General features: G+C 65.9%; 20 protein-coding genes. 13 read left to right on the forward strand and 7 right to left on the reverse strand.

Annotation, left to right across the window (positions count from 1 at the left end; translation table 11 throughout):
* Positions 1-170 precede the first annotated feature (170 nt).
* Positions 171-770, forward strand: a complete 600-nt coding sequence (locus AB4Z16_RS20930; RefSeq protein WP_441513277.1) for a PopZ family protein — start codon at positions 171-173, stop codon at positions 768-770.
* Positions 771-826: 56 nt separating this feature from the next.
* Here AB4Z16_RS20930 and AB4Z16_RS20935 read toward each other — a convergent pair whose 3' ends face one another.
* Both AB4Z16_RS20935 and AB4Z16_RS20940 read right to left on the reverse strand, forming a co-directional pair.
* Entirely contained in the window at positions 827-1,120 is a 294-nt protein-coding gene (locus tag AB4Z16_RS20935; RefSeq protein WP_441513278.1) for a hypothetical protein, read from the reverse strand.
* Positions 1,121-1,145: 25 nt separating this feature from the next.
* Positions 1,146-1,628: a pyridoxamine 5'-phosphate oxidase family protein gene (locus AB4Z16_RS20940; RefSeq protein ID WP_441513279.1), complete on the reverse strand. Its 483-nt coding sequence runs from the start codon at positions 1,626-1,628 to the stop codon at positions 1,146-1,148.
* A 180-nt stretch (positions 1,629-1,808) separates the two neighbouring features.
* Between AB4Z16_RS20940 and dps the strand changes: the two genes are divergently transcribed.
* The 5 genes from dps to AB4Z16_RS20965 all read left to right on the forward strand — a co-directional run bounded on the left by dps (position 1,809) and on the right by AB4Z16_RS20965 (position 9,325).
* The gene (gene dps, locus AB4Z16_RS20945) at positions 1,809-2,336 is read left to right on the forward strand and encodes a DNA starvation/stationary phase protection protein Dps (RefSeq protein ID WP_441513280.1); all 528 of its coding nucleotides are present in this window, start codon (positions 1,809-1,811) and stop codon (positions 2,334-2,336) included.
* A 146-nt stretch (positions 2,337-2,482) separates the two neighbouring features.
* Positions 2,483-5,302 carry a valine--tRNA ligase gene (locus AB4Z16_RS20950; RefSeq protein ID WP_441513281.1) on the forward strand — a complete coding sequence of 940 codons (2,820 nt, stop codon included), beginning with the start codon at positions 2,483-2,485 and terminating at the stop codon, positions 5,300-5,302.
* A gap of 308 nt (positions 5,303-5,610) precedes the next feature.
* Entirely contained in the window at positions 5,611-6,192 is a 582-nt protein-coding gene (locus AB4Z16_RS20955; protein ID WP_441513282.1) for a YqaA family protein, read from the forward strand.
* Between the two features lie 453 nt (positions 6,193-6,645).
* Positions 6,646-8,376, forward strand: coding sequence for a dihydroxy-acid dehydratase (ilvD, locus tag AB4Z16_RS20960; RefSeq protein WP_441513283.1), 1,731 nt, complete (start codon positions 6,646-6,648; stop codon positions 8,374-8,376).
* The gene (locus AB4Z16_RS20965; protein ID WP_441513284.1) at positions 8,363-9,325 is read left to right on the forward strand and encodes a tetratricopeptide repeat protein; all 963 of its coding nucleotides are present in this window, start codon (positions 8,363-8,365) and stop codon (positions 9,323-9,325) included. The genes ilvD and AB4Z16_RS20965 overlap by 14 nt, the downstream gene beginning before the upstream one ends.
* Before the next feature lie 62 nt (positions 9,326-9,387).
* Here the strand turns inward: AB4Z16_RS20965 and xth are convergent, their stop codons facing one another.
* Both xth and AB4Z16_RS20975 read right to left on the reverse strand, forming a co-directional pair.
* A complete protein-coding gene (gene xth, locus AB4Z16_RS20970) occupies positions 9,388-10,167 on the reverse strand; it encodes an exodeoxyribonuclease III (protein WP_441513285.1) in 780 nt (259 codons plus the stop codon).
* Between the two features lie 135 nt (positions 10,168-10,302).
* A complete protein-coding gene (locus tag AB4Z16_RS20975) occupies positions 10,303-10,752 on the reverse strand; it encodes a BA14K family protein (RefSeq protein ID WP_441513286.1) in 450 nt (149 codons plus the stop codon).
* Between the two features lie 248 nt (positions 10,753-11,000).
* Between AB4Z16_RS20975 and AB4Z16_RS20980 the strand changes: the two genes are divergently transcribed.
* Entirely contained in the window at positions 11,001-11,570 is a 570-nt protein-coding gene (locus AB4Z16_RS20980) for a TIGR00645 family protein (RefSeq protein WP_441513287.1), read from the forward strand.
* Between the two features lie 70 nt (positions 11,571-11,640).
* On the opposite strand, the gene trpE is transcribed toward AB4Z16_RS20980, so the two are convergent.
* Both trpE and AB4Z16_RS20990 read right to left on the reverse strand, forming a co-directional pair.
* A complete protein-coding gene (gene trpE / locus AB4Z16_RS20985; RefSeq protein WP_441513514.1) occupies positions 11,641-13,155 on the reverse strand; it encodes an anthranilate synthase component I in 1,515 nt (504 codons plus the stop codon).
* Positions 13,156-13,157: 2 nt separating this feature from the next.
* Positions 13,158-15,071 carry a peptidylprolyl isomerase gene (locus AB4Z16_RS20990; protein WP_441513288.1) on the reverse strand — a complete coding sequence of 638 codons (1,914 nt, stop codon included), beginning with the start codon at positions 15,069-15,071 and terminating at the stop codon, positions 13,158-13,160.
* Between the two features lie 191 nt (positions 15,072-15,262).
* Between AB4Z16_RS20990 and tpiA the strand changes: the two genes are divergently transcribed.
* From tpiA to AB4Z16_RS21005, 3 genes are all read left to right on the forward strand, one after another.
* A complete protein-coding gene (tpiA, locus tag AB4Z16_RS20995; protein WP_441513289.1) occupies positions 15,263-16,027 on the forward strand; it encodes a triose-phosphate isomerase in 765 nt (254 codons plus the stop codon).
* 152 nt (positions 16,028-16,179) lie between these two features.
* Positions 16,180-16,587 (forward strand): preprotein translocase subunit SecG, encoded by a 408-nt coding sequence (gene secG, locus AB4Z16_RS21000; RefSeq protein ID WP_441513290.1) that lies wholly within the window; start codon positions 16,180-16,182, stop codon positions 16,585-16,587.
* Positions 16,588-16,739: 152 nt separating this feature from the next.
* Complete coding sequence (locus AB4Z16_RS21005; RefSeq protein ID WP_441513291.1) at positions 16,740-18,368, forward strand: CTP synthase; 1,629 nt, start codon at positions 16,740-16,742, stop codon at positions 18,366-18,368.
* Between the two features lie 101 nt (positions 18,369-18,469).
* On the opposite strand, the gene AB4Z16_RS21010 is transcribed toward AB4Z16_RS21005, so the two are convergent.
* Positions 18,470-18,964 (reverse strand): GFA family protein, encoded by a 495-nt coding sequence (locus tag AB4Z16_RS21010; protein WP_441513292.1) that lies wholly within the window; start codon positions 18,962-18,964, stop codon positions 18,470-18,472.
* On the opposite strand from AB4Z16_RS21010, the gene AB4Z16_RS21015 reads away from it, so the two are divergent.
* The 3 genes from AB4Z16_RS21015 to AB4Z16_RS21025 are packed head-to-tail and all read left to right on the forward strand — an operon-like array spanning position 18,951 to position 21,142.
* Positions 18,951-19,352, forward strand: a complete 402-nt coding sequence (locus tag AB4Z16_RS21015) for a DUF350 domain-containing protein (protein WP_441513293.1) — start codon at positions 18,951-18,953, stop codon at positions 19,350-19,352. The two genes, AB4Z16_RS21010 and AB4Z16_RS21015, sit on opposite strands and share 14 nt — an antisense overlap.
* 7 nt (positions 19,353-19,359) lie before the next feature.
* Positions 19,360-19,971, forward strand: coding sequence for a DUF1190 domain-containing protein (locus AB4Z16_RS21020; protein WP_441513294.1), 612 nt, complete (start codon positions 19,360-19,362; stop codon positions 19,969-19,971).
* A 1-nt stretch (position 19,972) separates the two neighbouring features.
* Entirely contained in the window at positions 19,973-21,142 is a 1,170-nt protein-coding gene (locus AB4Z16_RS21025; RefSeq protein WP_441513295.1) for a glutathionylspermidine synthase family protein, read from the forward strand.
* Positions 21,143-21,159: the final 17 nt, after the last annotated feature.

Consider the following 21,159-nt stretch of genomic DNA (forward strand, 5'->3'; position numbering starts at 1 on the left):
GTTCGACAGGACGCGCGGCGATCGGGGCCGGCGCATTCGCGCAACAGCGCCGATTTCTCCTGTGGGAGAGGCCGTCATCGCCTTGTCTGCCCGATAAGTCGTGGAATACTCAGCTCTTGGAGCAGCGTTGATTCCATCGGCGCGCCCGTTGTCGAAACGGTCAGGCCTTCATGAGCGCGCAAGCCAAGCCCAACGAACCGTCGATGGAGGAGATTCTCGCCTCCATTCGCCGGATCATTTCGGACGATGAGGCGAAGCCGGGCGAGGCTGCTGCCGCTCAGGTTCTGCAATCGGAGCCCGAGCCCGAGCCGGCCACGATAGCAGCTATCGACGATGACGTGCTTGATCTGGGAGCCGAAGCCGCTCTGATCGCAGCCCCGACAGCTGCGCCTGCAGCTGAAGCGGAACCAGCCCCACCGATCAGCATCGTCGACGATTCCGACATCGCCTTCGCCGATGAGCAGCCGGCCGTTGCTGTTGCTGCGCCGCCGCCTCCTGCGCCGGAACCGGCTCCCGTCATCGCTGCGTCGCCCGCGCCTGCCGTGGACATGGCAAGCCTGCTGTCGGACCAGGCCAGCTCGGCCGTGACCAATGCTTTCGGCCAACTCGCCAGCACCGTGCTCAGCAACAACGCCCGGACGCTGGAAGACCTGGTCAAGGACATGCTCAAGCCGATGCTCAAGACCTGGCTCGACGACAACCTTCCGACGATGGTCGAACGTCTGGTCCGCTCCGAGATCGAGCGCGTCGCCCGCGGCGGACGCAGCTGACCGGCTCCAAGGCCCGCCCGCTCCTGCGGCCGCTCATGGGGGCAGGCGGAGCGCGATCAGGTCTCGGTTCGTTGCGAGCTTTCCCGTGGAGGGCTGACGGGTTGCACTCTGCGCCGCCGGATGGCGGCAGGCGCTGCCTGGCGGCGCCGTGGCTGCCGAGCCCGGCTGTCGAAGGCCCCGGCTTCCCTGAGCCGTTCGAGCCCGTATCCGGCGACAGCGAGCAAGGTCGCGGGCGCGCCAAGCCGCGACACCAGCATCGTCAGCCCGACCGCAATCGGACGCGGATAGCGCCCCGAGGCGGCCTCGACGGCGAACCATGCCCCGAGGCCATGAACAATGAGCTTCAGCATCGTTTTTCCGTTCAGAAGCAGAGCCTTAGAGGACAACCTTGCGGTGTTCTCCGAGTTCGGGTTTCGCACCGGTCAGAGCCGCCGCGGCCATCTTGACGCTGGTGACAATCTTGCCGGGGCTGTCCCAGAACTCGGCCATTGCGGGCCGCACGCGCAGGATGCGAATGTTGGGATCGTTCTCGTCGTCCCAAAACGCCTTGTTGCTCGGCTCCCATAGCGCACGCACGCGGGCGGGATCGTCGACCAAGCTCGCCGTGCCGCTGATCGACAAATAGCGGTGTCCGCTCGTGTCGGAGAAGGCGAGGCAGACATTATCGTTGATCTGGATCTCGTCGTCCTTGTGATGGCGGCGATCCGTCAGGAAGTAGATGGCGTCCTCCTCGCGCTTGCCATGGGCGTGCATCGGGCGTGCCCGAAGCTCGTCGCCATTACCGTCATGGGTCACGAGCATGGCGAATTTGATCGAGTCGATGAGGTCCCAGACGCGGTTCTGATCGTTGTGAGGCATGTCGGTATCTCCCGTTGCAGCTGTTTGGGATGCAACGGATCGCTGCGTGGCAGGTTCCCTCCGGCGTTCAGGCTTTGGCGAGGGAACAATGGCGACCCCCGCGCGTAGGGAGTGGCGCGCCGCGCCCGCTTTCGGCGCAGCGTGCTTTCCTTTGTCGTTGTCCGCTTAGGGGGATTTGTCATGGCCAAGCCTGCCACGAAGACTGCGCCGAAGACCTCCGCATCCGCGAAGAACGTCAAATCGAGCAAGATCGATCTGGCTTCGAACACCAAGACGAAGGTCGTCGGGCTGCTCAACGAACGACTTGCCGACGGCATCGATCTGGCGCTGGTCACCAAGCAGGCGCACTGGAATCTGAAGGGACCGGGCTTTATCGCCGTGCATCTCATGCTGGACGGCTTTCGCGACGACCTCGACGAGCATGTCGACACGGTCGCGGAGCGGATCGCGCAGCTCGGCGGCATCGCGCTCGGCACCGCGCAGACGACGGTCGCGGCGACCTCGCTCAAGCCCTATCCGACCGAGATCGTGTCGGTTCAGGATCATCTCCACGCACTGATCGAGCGCTATGCCGACACCGGCAACAAGGTTCGCGACGCGATCGACGCCTGCGCCGAGGCTGGCGACGCCGACTCCGCCGACATCCTGACGGCCTATTCGCGCATGCTCGACAAGTCGCTCTGGTTCCTGCAGTCAAACCTTGGTTGAGCCGCTTCAGCGCAAGGCTGACGATTGCGCGTCATCGAAAACGTTGACGGGCGCCCTTCGCATGCGCTCTTAAGACACGAGACCTTTTGGCCTGTGATCTTCCGGCCGGGGCAGGTTCCCCGGCCTTTCTGCGTTCGAGCGATGTGATGATGGATAAGACTTTCGAGCCGGCAGCCGTCGAGGCCCGGATCAGCAAGGCCTGGGACGAGGCTGAAGCCTTCAAGGCGGGCAGGGGCTCCGCCCCCGGGGCCGAGCCCTATTGCATCGTGATCCCACCGCCGAACGTCACCGGCTCGCTGCATATGGGCCACGCGCTCAACAACACGCTGCAGGACGTGCTCTGCCGCTTCGAGCGCATGCGCGGCAAGGACGTGCTCTGGCAGCCCGGCACCGACCACGCGGGCATCGCGACCCAGATGGTCGTCGAGCGCAAGCTCGCCGCCGAAAACCGCACCGACCGCCGCACGATGGGGCGCGAGGCCTTCCTGGCCGAAGTCTGGAAGTGGAAGGAGGAGTCGGGCGGCACGATCTTCAACCAGCTCCGCCGTCTCGGCGCTTCCTGTGACTGGTCGCGCGAACGCTTCACCATGGATGAGGGGCTGTCGGCCGCCGTCCTCAAGGTCTTCGTCGGCCTGCACAAGCAGGGGTTGATCTATCGCGCCAAGCGGCTGGTGAACTGGGATCCGAAATTCCAGACCGCGATCTCGGATATCGAGGTCCTGCAGGTCGAGAAGACCGGCACGTTCAAATGGGAGCGGGGCGGCGAGGAGCCTTTCGACGCCGCCAAGCTCGACAAGGCTCTGAACCGCGACCCGAACGGCCATCTCTACTATTTCAACTATCCACTAGAAGGCGCGACCTACGACGCGGACGACGCCTCGACCTTCATTACCGTCGCCACGACCCGTCCCGAGACGATGCTTGGCGACACCGGCATCGCCGTTCATCCGGACAACGAGAAGATCGGCCATCTGATCGGGCGCAATGCCGTGCTGCCGCTGGTCGGCCGCGTCATCCCGATCGTGCCGGACGACTATGCCGATCCGGAGAAGGGCACCGGCGCGGTCAAGATCACCCCGGCGCATGACTTCAACGATTTCGAGGTCGGCAAGCGCCACAAGCTCGATGTCGTCAACATCCTCGACGGCGAGGCGCGTATCCTGCTCGCCGGCAACGAGGATTTCCTGGCCGGTTCCAAGCCGGAAGCCGAGACGCTCGCGCTCGACGGCCTCGACCGTTTCGTCGCGCGCCGCCGCGTCGTCGCGATGATGGCCGAGCGCGGCTATCTCGCGAAGGTCGAGCCGCATGGCCATACCGTGCCGCATGGCGACCGCTCTGACGTCGTCATCGAGCCCTGGCTGACCGACCAGTGGTATGTCGACGTCAAGCCGCTGGCCGACCGCTCGATCAAGGCGGTCCGCGACGGCCGCACGACCTTCACGCCTGAGAACTGGACCAAGGTCTTCTACGACTGGCTGGAGAATATCGAGCCCTGGTGCGTCTCGCGCCAACTCTGGTGGGGCCATCAGATCCCAGCCTGGTATGGACCGGACGGCGAGGTCTTCGTCGCCGAGTCGGAAGCTGAGGCGCAGACTTTGGCGATGGCGCATTACGGCGACACCGTCGCGCTCAAGCGCGACGAGGACGTGCTCGACACCTGGTTCTCCTCGGCGCTCTGGCCCTTCTCGACGCTGGGTTGGCCGGAGCAGACGGCCGAGCTGAAGCACTATTACCCGACGGCGACGCTCGTCACCGGCTTCGACATCATCTTCTTCTGGGTCGCCCGGATGATGATGATGGGCCTCAACTTCATGGACGAGGTTCCGTTCCGCGAGGTCTATCTGCACGCCATCGTTCGCGACGAGAAGGGCGCGAAGATGTCGAAGTCGAAAGGCAACGTCATCGATCCGCTCGTGCTCGTCGACAAATACGGCGCCGACGCGCTGCGCTTCACGCTGGCCGCCATGGCGGCGCAGGGCCGCGACATCAAGCTCGCGACTTCCCGCGTCGAGGGCTACCGCAACTTCGCGACCAAGATCTGGAACGCCGCGCGCTTCGCTGAACTGAACGGCTGCCTGCGCGCTGCCGATTTCGACCCGGCCGCCGTCAAGCAGCCGCTGAACCGCTGGATCCTCAGCGAAGCCGCGCAGGCGGCCGAGGAGGTCGCGGCCGGCATCCCCAGCTTCAAGTTCAACGAGGCGGCGGGCGCGGCCTATCGCTTCGTCTGGAACCAGTTCTGCGACTGGTATCTCGAGCTTGCCAAGCCGGTGCTGCAGGGCGAGGGCGTCGATGCCGCGGCGAAGGCCGAGACGCAGGCGACGGTCGCCTACGTCATCGACCTGATCTGCCAGCTGCTGCACCCGTTCATGCCCTTCCTGACCGAAGAGCTCTGGGCGCAGAAGGCCGAGGCCGGCGCGCAGCGCAAGCTGGCGACGGGCGATGCTTCGCTGGTCTGCCTCACCCGCTGGCCCGATCTTTCGGCGCTCAAGGATTCGGCGGCCGAGGCCGAGATCGGCTTCGTCGTCGACCTGATCTCGGACATCCGCTCGGTGCGCTCGGAGGTCAACGTTCCCGCCGGCACACAGGCGCCGCTCGTCCTCGTCAACGCTTCCGCAGCGACGCGGGCGACGATCGAGAGCTGGCGGCCGATGATCGAGCGTCTCGCTCGCGTCTCCGACATCGCCTTCGAGGCGGCTGCGCCGGCGCAATCGGCACAGATCATCGTGCGCGGCGAGGTGGCGGCGCTGCCGCTCGCCGGCCTGATCGACCTCGACGCGGAGCGCACGCGCCTGACGAAGGAACTCGCCAAGCTCGATCAGGACATCGCGATCGTCGAGAAGAAGCTGGGCAACCCCGATTTCATGGCCCGCGCACCGGAAGAGATCGTCGAGGAGAACCGCGAGCGCAAGGCTGCGGCCGAGGCCCGCAAGATCAAGGTCGCGGAGGCCCTGACGCGGCTGAGCTGAGCCGCTGGTGTGGGCATTCATCAGTCTCGCCGTCATGCTCGGGCTTGACCCGAGCATCTCCTACCGAAGGAGGCTCGTGCGCCTCCCGTCCCGAGATTCTCGGGTCAAGCCCGAGAATGACGCTCTGTCACGGGCCGGAATGACGATTGGGAGGTTGGTAACGACGCAATCCGGTCACGGCAATGTCGTCAAATTGACGTTGATCCAAGAGAGGACTGGCAATCTCTCGCGGACCCCGCTTAGATGCGCCCGACGCAAATCCGCCATGCAGAATGCGTGGCGGCCAAAGGACCGGCTGTTCAGAACCCATGCTCAAGCGAGCTTATGACTGGTGCGTTTCGTACGCCTCCCATCCTGCTGCCCCCTGGCTGCTCTTCGCCATCACCTTCGTTGAAAGCTCGGTCAGCCCGCTGCCGCCGATCCCGCTGTTGATTCCGATGTGCATCGCCCGGCCGGACCGCGCCTGGTTCTATGCCGGCATCTGCTCGCTCGGTGCGGTGCTCGGCGGCTATCTCGGCTATGCCATCGGCGCTCTGCTCTACGAATCGGTCGGCGCCTGGCTGATCGGCATCTACGGGCTGCAGGACAAGGCCGCGCACCTGATCTCCTCCTCGCAGGACTACTGGTTCTGGGTTCTCGTCACCAAGGGCCTGACGCCGATTCCGTTCAAGATCGTCACGATCATGTCGGGCTTCCTGCATTTCGACCTGTGGAAGTTCACCATCGGCATGGTGGTGTCGCGCACCACCTTCTTCCTGATGATCGCTGTGGCCTTGCGCTTCTATGGCGACGACATCCGCATCTTCATCGAGAAGCATCTGCCGATGACCGCGCTCGCCCTCCTTGCCATCATCGTCGGCGGCTTCTTCGTCCTTCCCATGGTGCTCTGAGCGGCGGCTTGAAAACGCCAGCCTGATCCTAAGGAGCGCCTTCAGGCGCGTCTCGAAGGATGGCCTAGATCTCTCCTGAGTCTCCTGGAGCATCCTTCGAGAGTCCATTCCCGGCGGAATGGCTCCCGAGGATGACGGCTTGAGGGAATTTGCAGGCGGGTCTGAGCGGCCGCTGCGTCAGCTGCCGCACTCAACTTTGTGACATCGCCGCAACACACCGATGAGATCGGCGCCCCGCGCTCTCGCGACTATCGCAATCGCCGCGATGCCGCCACAAACGGCGCCCAGCAAAACGGGGCGTTAAGTCCCTGAGATATATTCAAATTGGAACTAACGTGCGGGTATCGGATCGGTTCCGGGCCGCTGTTGGGTATTCGGGGGTGCGATTGCTCCCGGCGTGCATGGCGTGGCACATCTTCGCGCCGTGCTGGCCGGGGGACGGGACGAGTGGCGATGGATACGCGTGTGTTCGACAAGTCGAGGCTGCCGAGCCGCCATGTGAGCGTTGGCCCGGCCAAGGCCCCGCACCGCTCCTATTATTATGCGATGGGCATGACCGCGAAGCAGATCGCGCAGCCCTTCGTCGGCGTCGCCTCCTGCTGGAACGAGGCGGCCCCCTGCAACATCTCGCTGATGCGCCAGGCCCAGGCCGTGAAGAAGGGCGTGGCGTCCGCGGCCGGCACGCCGCGCGAGTTCTGCACCATCACCGTCACCGACGGCATCGCCATGGGCCACCAGGGCATGAAGTCGTCGCTCGCCTCGCGCGAGGTCATCGCCGACTCGGTCGAGCTGACCGTGCGCGGCCATTGCTACGACGCTCTCGTCGGCCTGGCCGGCTGCGACAAGTCTCTGCCCGGCATGATGATGGCGATGGTGCGCCTCAACGTGCCGTCGATCTTCATCTATGGCGGCTCGATCCTGCCCGGCACCTTCAAGGGCCGCCCGGTCACGGTGCAGGAGGTGTTCGAGGCCGTGGGCAAGCATTCGGTCGGTGCGATGTCCGACGAGGACCTGAAGGAGCTTGAGGAGGCCGCTTGCCCCTCGGCCGGCTCCTGCGGCGCCCAGTTCACCGCCAACACCATGGCGACGGTCGCCGAGGCGATCGGCCTGGCATTGCCCTATAGCTGCGGCGCGCCGGCGCCCTACGATGTCCGCGACACCTTCTGCTACACCGCCGGCGAGATGGTGATGGAGCTGATCGCCCGGAACATCCGCCCGCGCGACATCGTCACCCGTAAGGCGCTCGAGAACGCCGCGATGGTCGTCGCCGCCACTGGCGGCTCGACCAATGGCGCGCTGCACCTGCCGGCAATCGCACATGAATGCGGCATCGACTTCGATCTCTTCGAGGTCGCCGAGATCTTCAAGAAGACGCCCTATATCGCCGACCTGAAGCCGGGCGGAAAATACGTCGCCAAGGATATGTTCGAGGTCGGCGGCATTCCGCTCGTCATGAAGAGCCTGCTCGATGCCGGCTTCCTCCATGGCGACTGCCTGACCGTCACCGGCCGCACCATCGCCGAGAATATGGCTTCGGTGAAGTGGAACGATCAGCAGGACGTCGTCTACCGTGCCGACAAGCCGATTACGGTCACCGGCGGCGTCGTCGGCCTGCAGGGCAATCTGGCGCCCGAAGGCGCGATCGTGAAGATCGCCGGCATGCCGGAAGATCAACTCGTCTTCACCGGCCCCGCCCGCTGCTTCGACCGCGAGGAGGACGCCTTCGAGGCTGTCAGGAACCGGACCTACAACGAAGGCGACGTCCTCGTCATCCGCTATGAGGGTCCCAAGGGCGGCCCCGGCATGCGCGAGATGCTGTCGACCACCGCCGCCCTCTACGGCCAGGGCATGGGCGACAAGGTCGCGCTGATCACCGATGGCCGCTTCTCAGGCGCGACCCGCGGTTTCTGCGTCGGCCATGTCGGCCCCGAGGCCGCTGTCGGCGGCCCGATCGGCCTGATCCGCGACGGCGACATCATCGAACTCGACGCCATCACAGGAAAGCTCGCAGTCCGCCTTTCTGATGCCGAACTTGAAGAGCGTCGTAAGGGCTGGAAACCGAGGAAAACCGACTACAACTCCGGCGCGCTGTGGAAATACGCGCAGACGGTTGGCTCCGCCAAGGGCGGCGCAGTCACCCATCCAGGAGGGGCGGCCGAAACCCATTGCTATGCGGATATCTAGCTCGACCATAGCATGCCTGTTCCTGTTCCTGGGTGGCCAGCAGGCCGCCTGGGCCCAGGATCTTGCAGGCGGAAAGCCGGTACCGCCGCGCGCTATTCCGGGCGCCGCGCTGCCGGAACCGGGCGATTCCCTGTCGGGAGCCCCCGGAGCGGCGATCGTCGCTCCCGCACCCAATACGCCGACGGGGCATACGGCGCTGCCGCTCGTGCCGTTCAACAGCGCGCGCGATGCGTTGCGGGCCTGGATGCGCGATTCCTCTGCCGGCGATAAGGTCGGCGCCGTTCGCGCACTCGAATACGCCGCCTCGCAGGGGCACCTCACCGCGCAGTACAAGCTGGGCCGGATGTATGCCGGAGGCGAGGGCGTTCCGGCCAATGATCTCAAGGCCTTCGAGTATTTCTCGAAGATCGCGGACGAGAATGCCGACGCCATTCCGGGCACGGCCGAGGGCCGTATCGTCGGCAGCGCCTTCGTTGCGCTGGGCGGCTACTTCTCCGACGGCATCAAGGGCAGCTATGTGAAGCCCAACCCCGACCGGGCTTTCGACATGTTCAATTATGCTGCCTCCTATTTCGGCGACCCGGACGGTCAGTACAATCTCGGCCGCCTCTACATGACCGGCCAGGGCACCAGCCGCGATCCGCGGCAGGCGGCGCGCTGGATGAAGCTCGCTGCCGAGAAGGGGCATGCACCGGCGCGCGCCGCTTTCGGCGAGATGCTGCTGCGCGGTGGTGAGGGCGTGCCGCGTCAGCCGGTGCTCGGCCTGATGTGGCTCGCCATGGCCCGCGAGGGTGCCGACCCGGCGCGCGAATCCTGGATCATCGAGCGCCACGCTGCCGCCTTCGCCGCAGCTTCGGCTGCCGATCGCTCGGCGGCGCTGGCCCTCGTCGAGCGCCAGCAAATGGCGAGCTCGCGCAACAGCGGCAACAGCAACAACGGCCAGAACTAGGGCGCCGTCATTCTCGGGCTTGCCCCGAGAATCTCAGGACGCGAAGGCGCTGGTTGCCGCCCTCAGTTCAGCTCGACCATCACGGGCACGTGGTCGGACGGCTTGTCCCAGCCACGGACATGCTTGGCGATCCTCACTCCCGCGAGCCTGTCCGCGGCTTGTGGAGAAAGCAGCAGATGGTCGATGCGGATGCCATTGTTCCGCTGCCAGGCGCCGGCCTGATAATCCCAGAAGGTGTAGACTCCGCCGGCATCGGTCGTGCTGCGCACAGCCTCGGTCAGTCCGAGATTGATCAGCCCGCGGAAGGCGTCGCGTGTCTGCGGCAGGAACAGCGCGTCGCTGACCCAGGCGGCGGGATCGCGGGCGTCGCGCGGCTCGGGGATGACGTTGTAGTCGCCGGCGAGTACCAGCGGCTCCTCCTGCTCCAGCAGCATCCGGGCATGGGCGGTCAGCCGCTGCATCCAGCCGAGCTTGTAGGGATATTTCTCGGTGTTGGGCGGGTTGCCGTTCGGCAGATAGATCGAGGCCACGCGCACCACGCCGTCGCCCAGGGGCAGCACCCCTTCGAGATAGCGCGCCTGTTCGTCGCCATCATCGCCGGGCAGGCCGCGCCGGACATCCTCCAGCCGGGAACGGCTGAGAATCGCGACGCCGTTGAAGGTCTTCTGGCCGTGGGTCTCGACCTGCCAGCCGGCCGCCTCGATCTCGGCGCGCGGGAAATCGGCATCCACGCACTTGATCTCCTGCAGGCAGAGCGCGTCGGGCTCAGCCTCCTTCAGGAAATCGAGCAGGTGGCCGAGACGCTGGCGCACCGAATTGACGTTCCAGGTGGCGATACGCACGAGACGCTCCGGGTTAGGCAGGGCGCAGGATAAGCGGGATCGCCGCCGTCATGGCAAGCCGCTTTCCACCGGGAAAAGAAAACTCCCCGCATTGCTGCGGGGAGCGAACATCCGGGATCGGATTGTCGAGCCCTGTCAGGGGCAGGCGCGAACCACACCGCCCTTGGCGATATAGGTGCCGGTTTCCGGGTTGTAGGACCTGAAGCGGCGCGAGCAGTAGGCCACCGCGTCGACATCCTCGATGCCGTAGCCATAGGCAGGCGCGGGCGCGCCATAGACCGGCGCCGGGGCCGGATAGCCGTAGTAAACCGGGGGTGGCGGCGGAGCGGCGAGCGCGCCGGCCGCCAGGGCCCCGCCGATGACGCCAGCTGCGATGCCGGCGCCGACCGCCGGGCCTCGGTTGTAGCGATAGTAGCGAGGGCCGTAATAGCCGTAGGGTCGCCACTGCACGCTCTGCAGCAGGCTCGAAGCGACCTTGGCCGAGGCGATGGCTGCAGAGGCCGGAGCCAGCGGCGCTGCCGAAGCGGGGGCGGCCATGGCGCCGCAACCGGCGAGAGCGGTGACGACGACAAGCGTCCTGATCATGACGAAACTCCTCTGCTGTCCTGTGCGAGTGGAACTCGGCATGTTCCCCCGGTCGGTTTCAACTCTAGCGATCTGTCGATCCCGCGCAAAGACTAGCAGGCAATCCCGGCGCAAATAGGTCGTCACAACATTGTGGCTGTTGGGTGCCAGAGCATCGATTGGCGGGTTGCGCAGAGGCGTTTTCCTCGCCATCTAGCGTCTCTCCACCCAAAAACCTCGTCGTACATTCGAAGGATCAGGACCCGACCATGGCCTCCGGCAGCCCGCCCTCCCACTTAGGCGCCACTGGCGCGATGAAACCCCTGCCGGCGCTCATCTTCAGCTCCCGCTGGCTGCAGCTGCCGCTCTATATCGGCCTCATCGTGGCTCAGTGCGTCTATGTCTTCCTCTTCCTGAAGGAACTCTGGCACCTCGTCACCCATGCCTTCGATTTCAGCGAGCAGCAGATCATGCTGGTCGTGCTCGGCCTGATCGACGTGGTGATGATCTCGAATCTGCTGATCATGGTCATCGTCGGCGGCTACGAGACCTTCGTCTCCCGGCTGCGGCTCGAAGGCCATCCCGACCAGCCGGAATGGCTGAGCCACGTCAATGCGAGCATCCTCAAGATCAAGCTGGCGATGGCGATCATCGGCATCTCGTCGATCCACCTGCTCAGGACCTTCATCGAGGCCGGCAATATCGGCATCGTCGGCAGGACCGCGAACTACACCGAGACAGGCGTCCTGCTGCAGACGCTGATCCACGTCGTCTTCATCTTCTCCGCCATCGGCATCGCCTGGGTCGACCGGATGACGGTAAGCGGCAAGAGCCACTGAGCCGCGACGCCAGGACAAAAGAAAACCGCCCGGCTGCAAGCAGCCGGGCGGTTTTGTTTTCGAGGCAGGATTACTGCCCGCGCCCGGTCCGGGCGGCGAAGCGGATCGCTTCCTCCGCGGCGCGGAACAGGGCCTTGGCCTTGTTGATGCATTCCTCCTGCTCGGAGGCCGGGTTCGAATCGTAGACGATGCCGGCGCCGGCCTGGACATGCATGCGCCCGTCCTTGACGACGGCCGTGCGCAGCACGATGCAGGTGTCCATCTCGCCATTGGCGCCGAAATAGCCGATGCAGCCGCCATAGGCGCCGCGCGCATCGTGCTCGAGCTCGTCGATGATCTCCATCGCCCGCACCTTCGGCGCGCCGGAGACCGTGCCCGCCGGGAAGCCGGCGATCAGCGCCGAGAGTGCATCGTGCTTGGGATCGATCACTCCCTCGACGTTCGAGACGATATGCATCACCTGGCTGTAGCGCTCGATGAAGAAGGAATCGGTCACCTTGACCGTGCCTATCTGCGCGACGCGGCCGACATCGTTGCGCCCGAGATCGAGCAGCATGAGATGCTCCGCGCGCTCCTTCGGATCGGCCAGCAATTCCTCCGCCAGTGCCTCGTCCTCGGCCTCCGTGGCACCGCGGCGACGCGTGCCGGCGATCGGGCGGATGGTGACGGTGTCGTCCCGCAGTCTGACCAGGATCTCCGGGCTCGAGCAGACGATCTGGAAATCGCTGAAGTCGAGATAGCAGAGGAAGGGCGCCGGGTTGATTCGCCGCAGTGCGCGATAGAGCGCGAAGGGCGGCAGCGCGAACGGCGCCTCGAAACGCTGCGACAGCACGACCTGGAAGATGTCGCCGGCGCGGATATACTCCTTCGCCTTGGCCACCATCTCGTTGAATTCGGCCTCGCTTGTATTCGAGATCGTCGCCGGCTCCGGCAGGTTGGCGATGTCGATGTCGGCCTCGGCGGGCAGGGGGCCTTCCAGCGCCTGCACCACCGCTTCCAGCCGCTCCTGCGCCCGCTCGTAGGCGTGGCGGGCGGCGACGCCGGGCATGTGCCGCACCGGCGTCACGACATGGATCTCGTCGCGCACCGAATCGAACACCACCATCAGCGTCGGCCGGGTCAGGATGGCGTCGGGCAGGCCGGTGCCGGTCTCCTTCGGCTCCGGCAGCCGCTCCATCAGCCGAACCATATCGTAGCCGAGATAGCCGAACACGCCGGCCGCCATCGGCGGCAGATCTTCAGCCTCCGGAATCGCGCTCTCATCGAGGAGCGCACGCAGGCTCTCGAAGGCCGGCCGCGGATCGGTGAGGAAGCTGTCGCCCAGCGCGGTCCGGCAGAGCGAGGCTTCGCCCTTATGACAGCGCCAGATCAGGTCCGGCTCCAGCCCGATCATCGAGTAGCGGCCGCGCACGGCGCCGCCTTCCACCGATTCGAGCAGGAAGGCCGGGCCGGAAGTGGAGCGGCGCAGCTTCAGGAAGGCCGCGACCGGCGTTTCGCAGTCGCCGACCAGAACCTGCCGCAGGAGTTGCGGTGCGCCCGTCTCATAGATCTGCGCGAAGCGCTCGAACTCCTGAAGGGGCTGCATCGTCAATTCTGCGCTCCGCCCGTCGCATTGCGGAAGGCAGCCTCGTTGATGCTGACACCCAGCTCGGCCTGACGCTTGGCGACATATTGCACCAAGATGTCCTCGCTGACGCTCGACGAGAGCGCCCGCTCGAAATTGCCAGCTTCCTGCGTGGTGCGGACGTAGGGCGGAACGGTCGCCGAATCGACCTTGAACAGGATGCGCCCGCCATCTGCGCCGGCCGCCGAGCCGCTTTTGCCGGCGGCAGTACCGAAGATCTGGCTGACGACGGTAGCCGGCAGCTCCGGGCGCTGGTCCTGACGGCCGATATCGGCGGCGGTCTCGATGGTGAGCCCGACTGAGGCGGCAACCACGTCGAAGTTCTCGCCCTTGTCTAGCCGCTCGGTCAGCTCACGCGCCTTGGCGGCGAGCTTGGCCGCCGTCTCGTCGGCGCGCCACTGCTTCTCGACCTCGGCCTTGACCTCGTCGAAGCCGCGCTCGCGCGCCGGGTCGATCTTGGTGACGTCGAACCAGACATAGCCGGTTTCGCGCGGCAGGCGGATCGCCTCGTTATCGACGCCGATATCGGAGCGGAAGATCGCCTGCAGCGTCGCGTCGCCGCCCGGCAATGCCTCTTCCTTCGAGCCGTCGGGCCGGCCGAGCGTGGCGTTCAGCGGACCTGCGCTGCGCAGCTTCAGGTTGAACTCCTTGGCGATCTCGGCGAGCGGCTTGGCGGCGGCGCGCTGGTCCTCGATCTTGTCGTGCAGCTCGGTGATATGCCCGGCCGCGCGGCTGGTCGCGATCTCCTGCTTCAGCTCGGCGGCGACCTCCTCGAACGGGCGCACATGCGCGGTGTCGACCTTCGTCACACGCAGCAGCACCGTGCCGAAGGCGCTGGTGACCGGTGCGCTGACGCCTTCCTGCTCGAGAGCGAAGGCGGCCTCGCGCACGGCGGCGTCGAAGACCTGATCGCGGGTGAAAGTGCCGAGCGTCAGGTCGTTGAAGGCGACGTTCCGCTCGGTCGCGATCTCGTCGAAGGTCTCGCCGCCGTCGATCTTGGCCTTGGCAGCCTGGGCTTCTTCGACATTCGGGAAGGCGATCTGCTGAATGGTACGGGTCTCGGCCGTGGTGAAGCGCTGGGCCTTGACCGCCTCGTAGCGCGCCTTGGCCTCCTCATCCGTGACCTTGGCCGGATCGGCGAGCGCCTCGGCCGAGATCGCGAGGATGTCGGCCGTGCGGTATTCCGGCGCGCGGAAGGCGATCTTGCGGTCGTTGAAGAAGGTCTTGAGCTGGTCCTCGGTCGGCGCCGCAATCTCGCCGGCGGCGCTCGCAGGCATCCGCGCAAAGGTGACGGAGCGCTTCTCGTTGCGCAGGCGGCTGCCGAGCTCCTGCAGGGCAAGGGGGGCGGTGAGGCCACCGACCAGCATCTCGGAGAGCTGCTGGCGCAGGATGGTCGAGCGCTGGAGCGCGACATAGCTCTGTTCGGTGTAACCGTTCGAGCGCAGTAGCTCGTTGAAGCGTGCCGAAGAGAACTGGCCGGCGCCGTCGCGGAAGACCGGATCGTCGAAGATCAGGTTGCGGATCGTGTCGTCGGAAACGGCGAGCCGCATGCCCTGCGCCGTCTGGTCCAGCGTCGCCTCGGTCAGCAGGCGAGAGAGCGTCTGGCGGTCGAGGCCGAGCGCGCGCGCCATCTCGGGCGAGATCTGGCGGCGCTGCTGGCGGATCAGGTTCTGCAGGTCGTTCTGATAGGCCTGGCGCATCTGCTCGAGGCCGATCTCGGTCTTGCCGACCTTCGCCACCTCGTTCCGCCCATAGCCGCGGAAGATGTCTCCGACGCCCCAGATCGCGAAGGCGAGGATCAGGACGCCGAACATGACGCTGACGACGAACTTGCCGAGAAAACCCTGACTCGCCTTGCGGATGCCCTGCATCATCATGGAAGGTGTCTTTCCCTGAACCTGTTCGTGGCGCGGATTTATGCCCTGCGCGCGTCTGTTTCGGCGCTGCTTATAGGAACCGGCGGCGAAAGCCGCAATCGCCGTAGCGGAATCGTGTCGCGAGGTCGCATGCGATTGCGGCGGCGGGCGCGCGTTGCTAGAGCCCAGCGATCAATTTTCGGAGGAAAGACGTGACGCGCAGCATCAGGCCGCTGGTAGCCGGCAACTGGAAGATGAACGGCCTCAAGGCCGATCTCGCCATCGCAGCCGAAGTCGCGAAGGGCTACGACGCCGCGCTGAAGCGGGGTGTCGACATCGCCATCTGCCCGCCCGCCACGCTGCTGTTCACGACTTCGGCGACCCTGATCGGCACACGCATCGCCACCGGCGGGCAGGATTGCAGCACGCAAGGCTCCGGCGCCTTCACGGGTGAGCTTTCGGCCGCGATGCTGGCCGATGCCGGCGCGAGCTTCTGCATCGTCGGCCATTCCGAGCGCCGCACGCTCCATGGCGAGAGCAATGCGACGGTCAAGGCCAAGGCCGAGGCGGCGCAGAAGGCGCTGCTGGTGCCGATCGTCTGCGTCGGCGAGACCAAGGGCGAACGCGAGGCCGGCAAGGCGCTCGCCATCGTCGAGGAGCAGCTGCGCGGCTCGATTCCGGAGGGGTCGACGGCGGGCACGCTCGTGGTCGCCTATGAGCCGGTCTGGGCCATCGGCACCGGCCTGACGCCGACGGCCGCCGACGTCGCCGAGATGCATGCTGCGATCCGCACCGAGCTCGGCCTCCTCATCGGCAAGGCCGCGGCGGCCGGCGTGCGGCTGCTCTATGGCGGCTCGGTCAAGCCTTCCAACGCGGCCGAACTGATGAACGTCGCCCATGTCGATGGCGCGCTCGTCGGCGGCGCAAGCCTGAAGGCCGAGGAATTCCTGGCGATCGCTCGCGCCTGCAACGGCTGAGCCGGAGCAGGGCGCAGGGCTGATCGGCCGTCACTGAGGGGTGGCGCTGTCGGCGCACGCATGTTATGTGCGCCGCCGAATTCGCCTCGACCTTTCGAGGAGGAGCGGGTGGCCCTTGCCGGCAGCCCGCGCCATATCCATTTCGTGAGACCATGCAGAACGTTCTCATCGTCATCCACCTGATCATCGTCGTCGCGCTCGTCGGCGTCGTGCTGCTGCAGCGCTCGGAGGGTGGCGGCCTCGGCATGGGCAGCGGCGGTGGCGGCGTCGGCGGCTTCATGACCGGCCGCGGCCAGGCCAATGCGCTGACCCGCGCAACGGCGATCCTCGCGGCTCTCTTCTTCCTGACCTCGATCGTGCTGGCCGTCATGGCCAATCGCGGCCGCGTCCAGCGCTCGATCATCGACGGCGCTCCGGCGACGACCGCGCCTGCGGCCCCTGGCGCGCCTGCGGCTCCGAGCGCCCCGAATGCCGGCGTGCTCGACCAGCTCCGCCAGATGCAGAACCAAAGCCAGGGCGGCGCACAGCCGCCGACGCCGCCAGCGGCGCCGCAGCAGTAAGCAGGGCAGGGCCGGGAAACCGGCCCTTCTCTTTTGAGTTTGGAGGGGCCGGGCGACCGGCCTTCTCTTTTGTGGACAAGCGCTCAGGGCAAGGCGGGACTGCACTGAACGCGCTTAGCGAATCGAACCCGTGGCGATAGAGGTGAACTCCCATGACGCGGTATGTTTTCATCACCGGCGGCGTGGTGTCCTCGCTTGGCAAAGGCCTGGCGGCGGCGGCTCTCGCAGCCCTTCTGCAGGCTCGTGGCTATAAGGTCCGCCTGCGCAAGCTCGACCCCTACCTCAACGTCGATCCGGGCACGATGAGCCCGTATCAGCACGGCGAGGTCTTTGTCACCGACGACGGCGCCGAGACCGATCTCGACCTCGGCCATTACGAGCGCTTCACCGGCCGGCCCTGCAACAAGGGCGACAACATCACCACCGGCCGCATTTACATGGACATCCTGACCAAGGAGCGCCGGGGCGACTATCTCGGCGCGACGATCCAGGTCGTCCCGCATGTCACCAACGCCATCAAGGAATTCATCCTCGACGGCAACGAGGATTACGACTTCACGCTGGTCGAGATCGGCGGCACTGTCGGCGACATCGAGAGTCTGCCCTTCCTCGAAGCCATCCGTCAGACCAACCAGCAGCTGCCGCGCGGCCAGTGCATCTTCATCCACCTGACGTTGCTGCCCTACATTCCGACCGCTGGTGAACTGAAGACCAAGCCGACCCAGCATTCGGTCGCTGAGCTGCGCTCGATCGGCATCCAGCCCGACATCCTGCTCTGCCGCACCGACCGCGAGATCCCGCGCGAGGAGCGCCGCAAGCTCGCGCTGTTCTGCAATGTAAGGGAGACCGCGGTCATCGAGGCTCGCGACGTCGCCTCGATCTATGACGTGCCGCTGTCTTATCATGCGGAAGGGCTCGACAACGAGGTGCTCGCCGCCTTCGGCCTCGATGCTTCGAGCGAGCCGGACGTCACCAACTGGAAGCGCATCTCCGAGCGCGTGAAGAACCCGGAGGGCGAGGTCACCATCGCCGTCGTCGGCAAATACACCGGCATGAAGGACGCCTATAAGTCTCTCATCGAGGCGCTGACGCATGGCGGCATCGCCAACAACGTCAAGGTCAATCTCGACTGGATCGAATCCGAGGTCTTCGAGAAGGAGGATCCCGCGCCCTTCCTCGAACATGTCCACGGCATCCTGGTGCCGGGCGGCTTCGGCCATCGCGGCGCCGAGGGCAAGATCAAGGCGGCGACCTTCGCCCGCAATCGCAAGGTGCCGTATTTCGGCATCTGCTTCGGTATGCAGATGGCGGTGATCGAAGCGGCGCGCTCGCTCGCCGGCATCGACAACGCCAACTCGACCGAATTCGGCCCGACCCAGGAGCCGGTCGTCGGCCTGATGACCGAGTGGATGCGCGGCAATGAGCTGGAGCAGCGCGCCGCCGACGGCAATCTCGGCGGCACCATGCGGCTCGGCGCCTATGCCTCTACGCTCGCCGCGGGCTCGAAGATCGCCGAGATCTACGGCTCGACCGAAATCTCCGAGCGTCATCGCCACCGCTACGAGGTCAATATGGGCTATCGCGAGCGGCTGGAGGCGAAGGGCATGCGCTTCGCCGGCCTGTCGCCGGACGGGCTGCTTCCGGAGACGGTCGAGTATCCCGACCATCCCTGGTTCATCGGCGTGCAGTATCATCCCGAGCTGAAGTCGCGCCCCTTCGAGCCGCATCCGCTCTTTGCGAGCTTCATCGAGGCGGCCAAGGCTCAGAGCCGCCTGGTCTGATCCGGCCTAGCCCGAAAGGCGGCAGCTAGGGCGCAAGGAGTGTCGGCAAAGAGCCGACACTCGCTGTCCGCAAGGGCACGTGGCGATCTGCTTTTCCGGAATCACCGTCGCCCAGGGTGACGGTGCTGCTCGAAGAAGACCCGCCGGCGGGGCCGGGAATCGGGGTCGGCGAACGCCACGACCGCCACCACTCTCAACTCCGGCCTTCGCGACGACTCCCAGAAGACCGTGCTCCCGCAGCGCGGACAGAAATGGTTCGGGACGCGAAGGCCGCTATCGGCTGGCCGGTTATAATCGGCATGGCCGCCTGAAGTGACGATGGCCTCGCGAGCAAACAATGCCGCGACCCCGTAGGCGCTGCCTGTTCGCATCTGGCACTCGCGGCAATGACAGAGCGCGACGATGGCCGGTTCTCCCTGACAAGCGACGCGCAACTGGCCGCAACTGCAGCGCCTCTCCCGGATCGCCATGCGGTTCATCCTCCCTTCGAATGACGGCTGACGCAGTTTTTCGGATAGTATTGGCGGCGCGCGGCAACCGTAGGTATATAGTGGCCATCGGGCGGGCATCGGGCAGGGTGGCATGACGATCTCCATGGCGGGCCTGCCCGCGTTCCTCCTCTATTTCGCCGTTGGCGCGGCGCTGATCGCCGCCTTTGCGGGGCTCTATCTGCGCATGACGCCGCATGACGAGATCGCCCTGATCCGTGATGGCAATCTCTCGGCGGCGGTTGCGCTCGGCGGCAATGTCGTCGGCTTCTCCTTGCCGCTGGAGCAGGCAATCTCCCAGGCGAGCAGCATTCCCGACTGTATCCTCTGGGCGGTCGCGGCGATGATCATCCAGTTCGCGGCCTATGGTCTCGCGCGCCTCCTGATCCCCGAGCTGTCGCGGAAGATCGAGGAGGACGGGTTGCCGTCGGCCGTGATGCTCGCGGTCATCGCCGTCGTGTCCGGAACGCTGGCCGCGGCCAGCATGACGGAATGAGGCGGCCATGAAGCGCTCGTCTCAAATCGGGCTCGCTGCTGCCGGTGTCCTCCTCGTCGCCACGGTCTGGTCGATGACAGGGGACGAGAGCGAGGAGAACCTCGTCTACAACAATCTGAGCGACTGCCGCGCGAGCGGTCAACTCAGCGCCCAGCAATGCGAAACGGCCTTCGCCGAAGCGACGGCCACGCGGCTCAAGGATGCGCCGAAGTTCCGCAATCAGAACGAATGCGAGGCGCAATACGGCGCCAATGGCTGCAGCTCGGCAAGCATCGGCGGAGCGCAGTATTTCATCCCTGCACTCGCCGGCTTCATGCTGGCGCGCGGCCTGGCCGGCGCGCAGCCGCTGCTGCCGCCCACCACCGCAGCTTGCCCGCCGGGATCGCCGCTGCCGGAATGCCAGCAAGCGCGCAGCGGCAGCTCGTCATCGGGCTCCTCCGGCGGGAGCAGTTCGTCCAGCAGCAGCCGTTCGCGGGCCTATTCGACGACAAGCGGACGCGGCGTCACCGCAGCCTTTGCGACGGGTGCGCGGAGTGGCAGCGCCGCAACGACCAGTGTCTCCTCCCGCGGCGGCTTCGGTTCGATCGCGCGCTCCTATTCCTCGCATTCCTCGTCCTGAGATGCGCCGCGTCACCCTCCCGCCACGCCCGGACTGGACCGATCAGGTCGAGCGTCTGGGCTTCGCCTTCCACACCATCGACGGCGAGACCTATTGGGATGAAAGCGCTGCCTACGCCTTTAGGCTCGACGAGATCGAGCGGGACATCGAGGCGCCGACCGAAGCGATCGAGCAGCTGTGCTTCGCCTTCATCGAGAAGGCATTGGCGAGCGAGGAAATCCTGGGCCGCCTCGCTATCCCAGCCGAGCATTGGGACTATATCCGCCGGAGCTGGCAGCGCGGCGAGCGCAATCTCTATGGCCGGCTCGACCTCGCCTATGACGGGCATGGGCCTGCCAAACTGCTCGAATACAACGCCGATACGCCGACGGCGCTGTTCGAATCGAGCGTCGTGCAATGGGACTGGCTGGAGCAGGCGATGGGGCGCGGCGCGATCCCGAAGGGCTCCGACCAGTTCAATTCGCTGCACGAGCGCCTGATAGCCGCCTTCGCGGCGTTGCGCGAGCCTTCTCCCTACCGCCTGCATTTGACCTGCGTGCAGGGCAGTGCCGAGGACAAGGGCACGGTCGACTACCTGACCGACTGCGCCGTCCAGGCCCGTCTCGATGCGCGCTTCACCTATATCGAGGAGATCGGCCTGCTCTCGGATGGGCGTTTCTGCGACGGCTCCAACCAGCCGATCGAGACGCTGTTCAAGCTCTATCCCTGGGAATGGCTGTTTCGCGAGAGCTACGGCGGGGCGCTCGCCGGGTCGCAATGTCAATTAGTCGAGCCGCCCTGGAAGGCGCTGCTCTCCAACAAGGGGCTGCTCGCCTGTCTCTGGGAGATGGAGCCCGGCCATCCCAATTTGCTGCCGGCCTTCTTCGAGGGCGATCCGCGCTGTGCGACGCTGTCGACGCGCCGCGTGCGCAAGCCGCTCTATTCGCGCGAGGGCGCCAACATCACGCTGATGGAACGCGACCGGGTGCTCGACAGCGATGACGGCCCCTATGGCGCGGAGGGTCATATCCTGCAGGATGCGGCGAGCAACCTGTTCTCGGCCGACGGAAACTACGCCGTTCTCGGCTCCTGGCTCGTCGCCTCGCAGCCCTGCGGGCTTTGCCTGCGCGAGGATGCCTCGCCGATCACCAGGAATACCTCGCGCTTCCTGCCGCACTTCATCGAGCCATAAGCGCGGCAGGCACATGA

The sequence above is a fragment of the Allobosea sp. TAF32 genome (assembly GCF_052113585.1).
Lineage (GTDB): Bacteria > Pseudomonadota > Alphaproteobacteria > Rhizobiales > Beijerinckiaceae > Allobosea.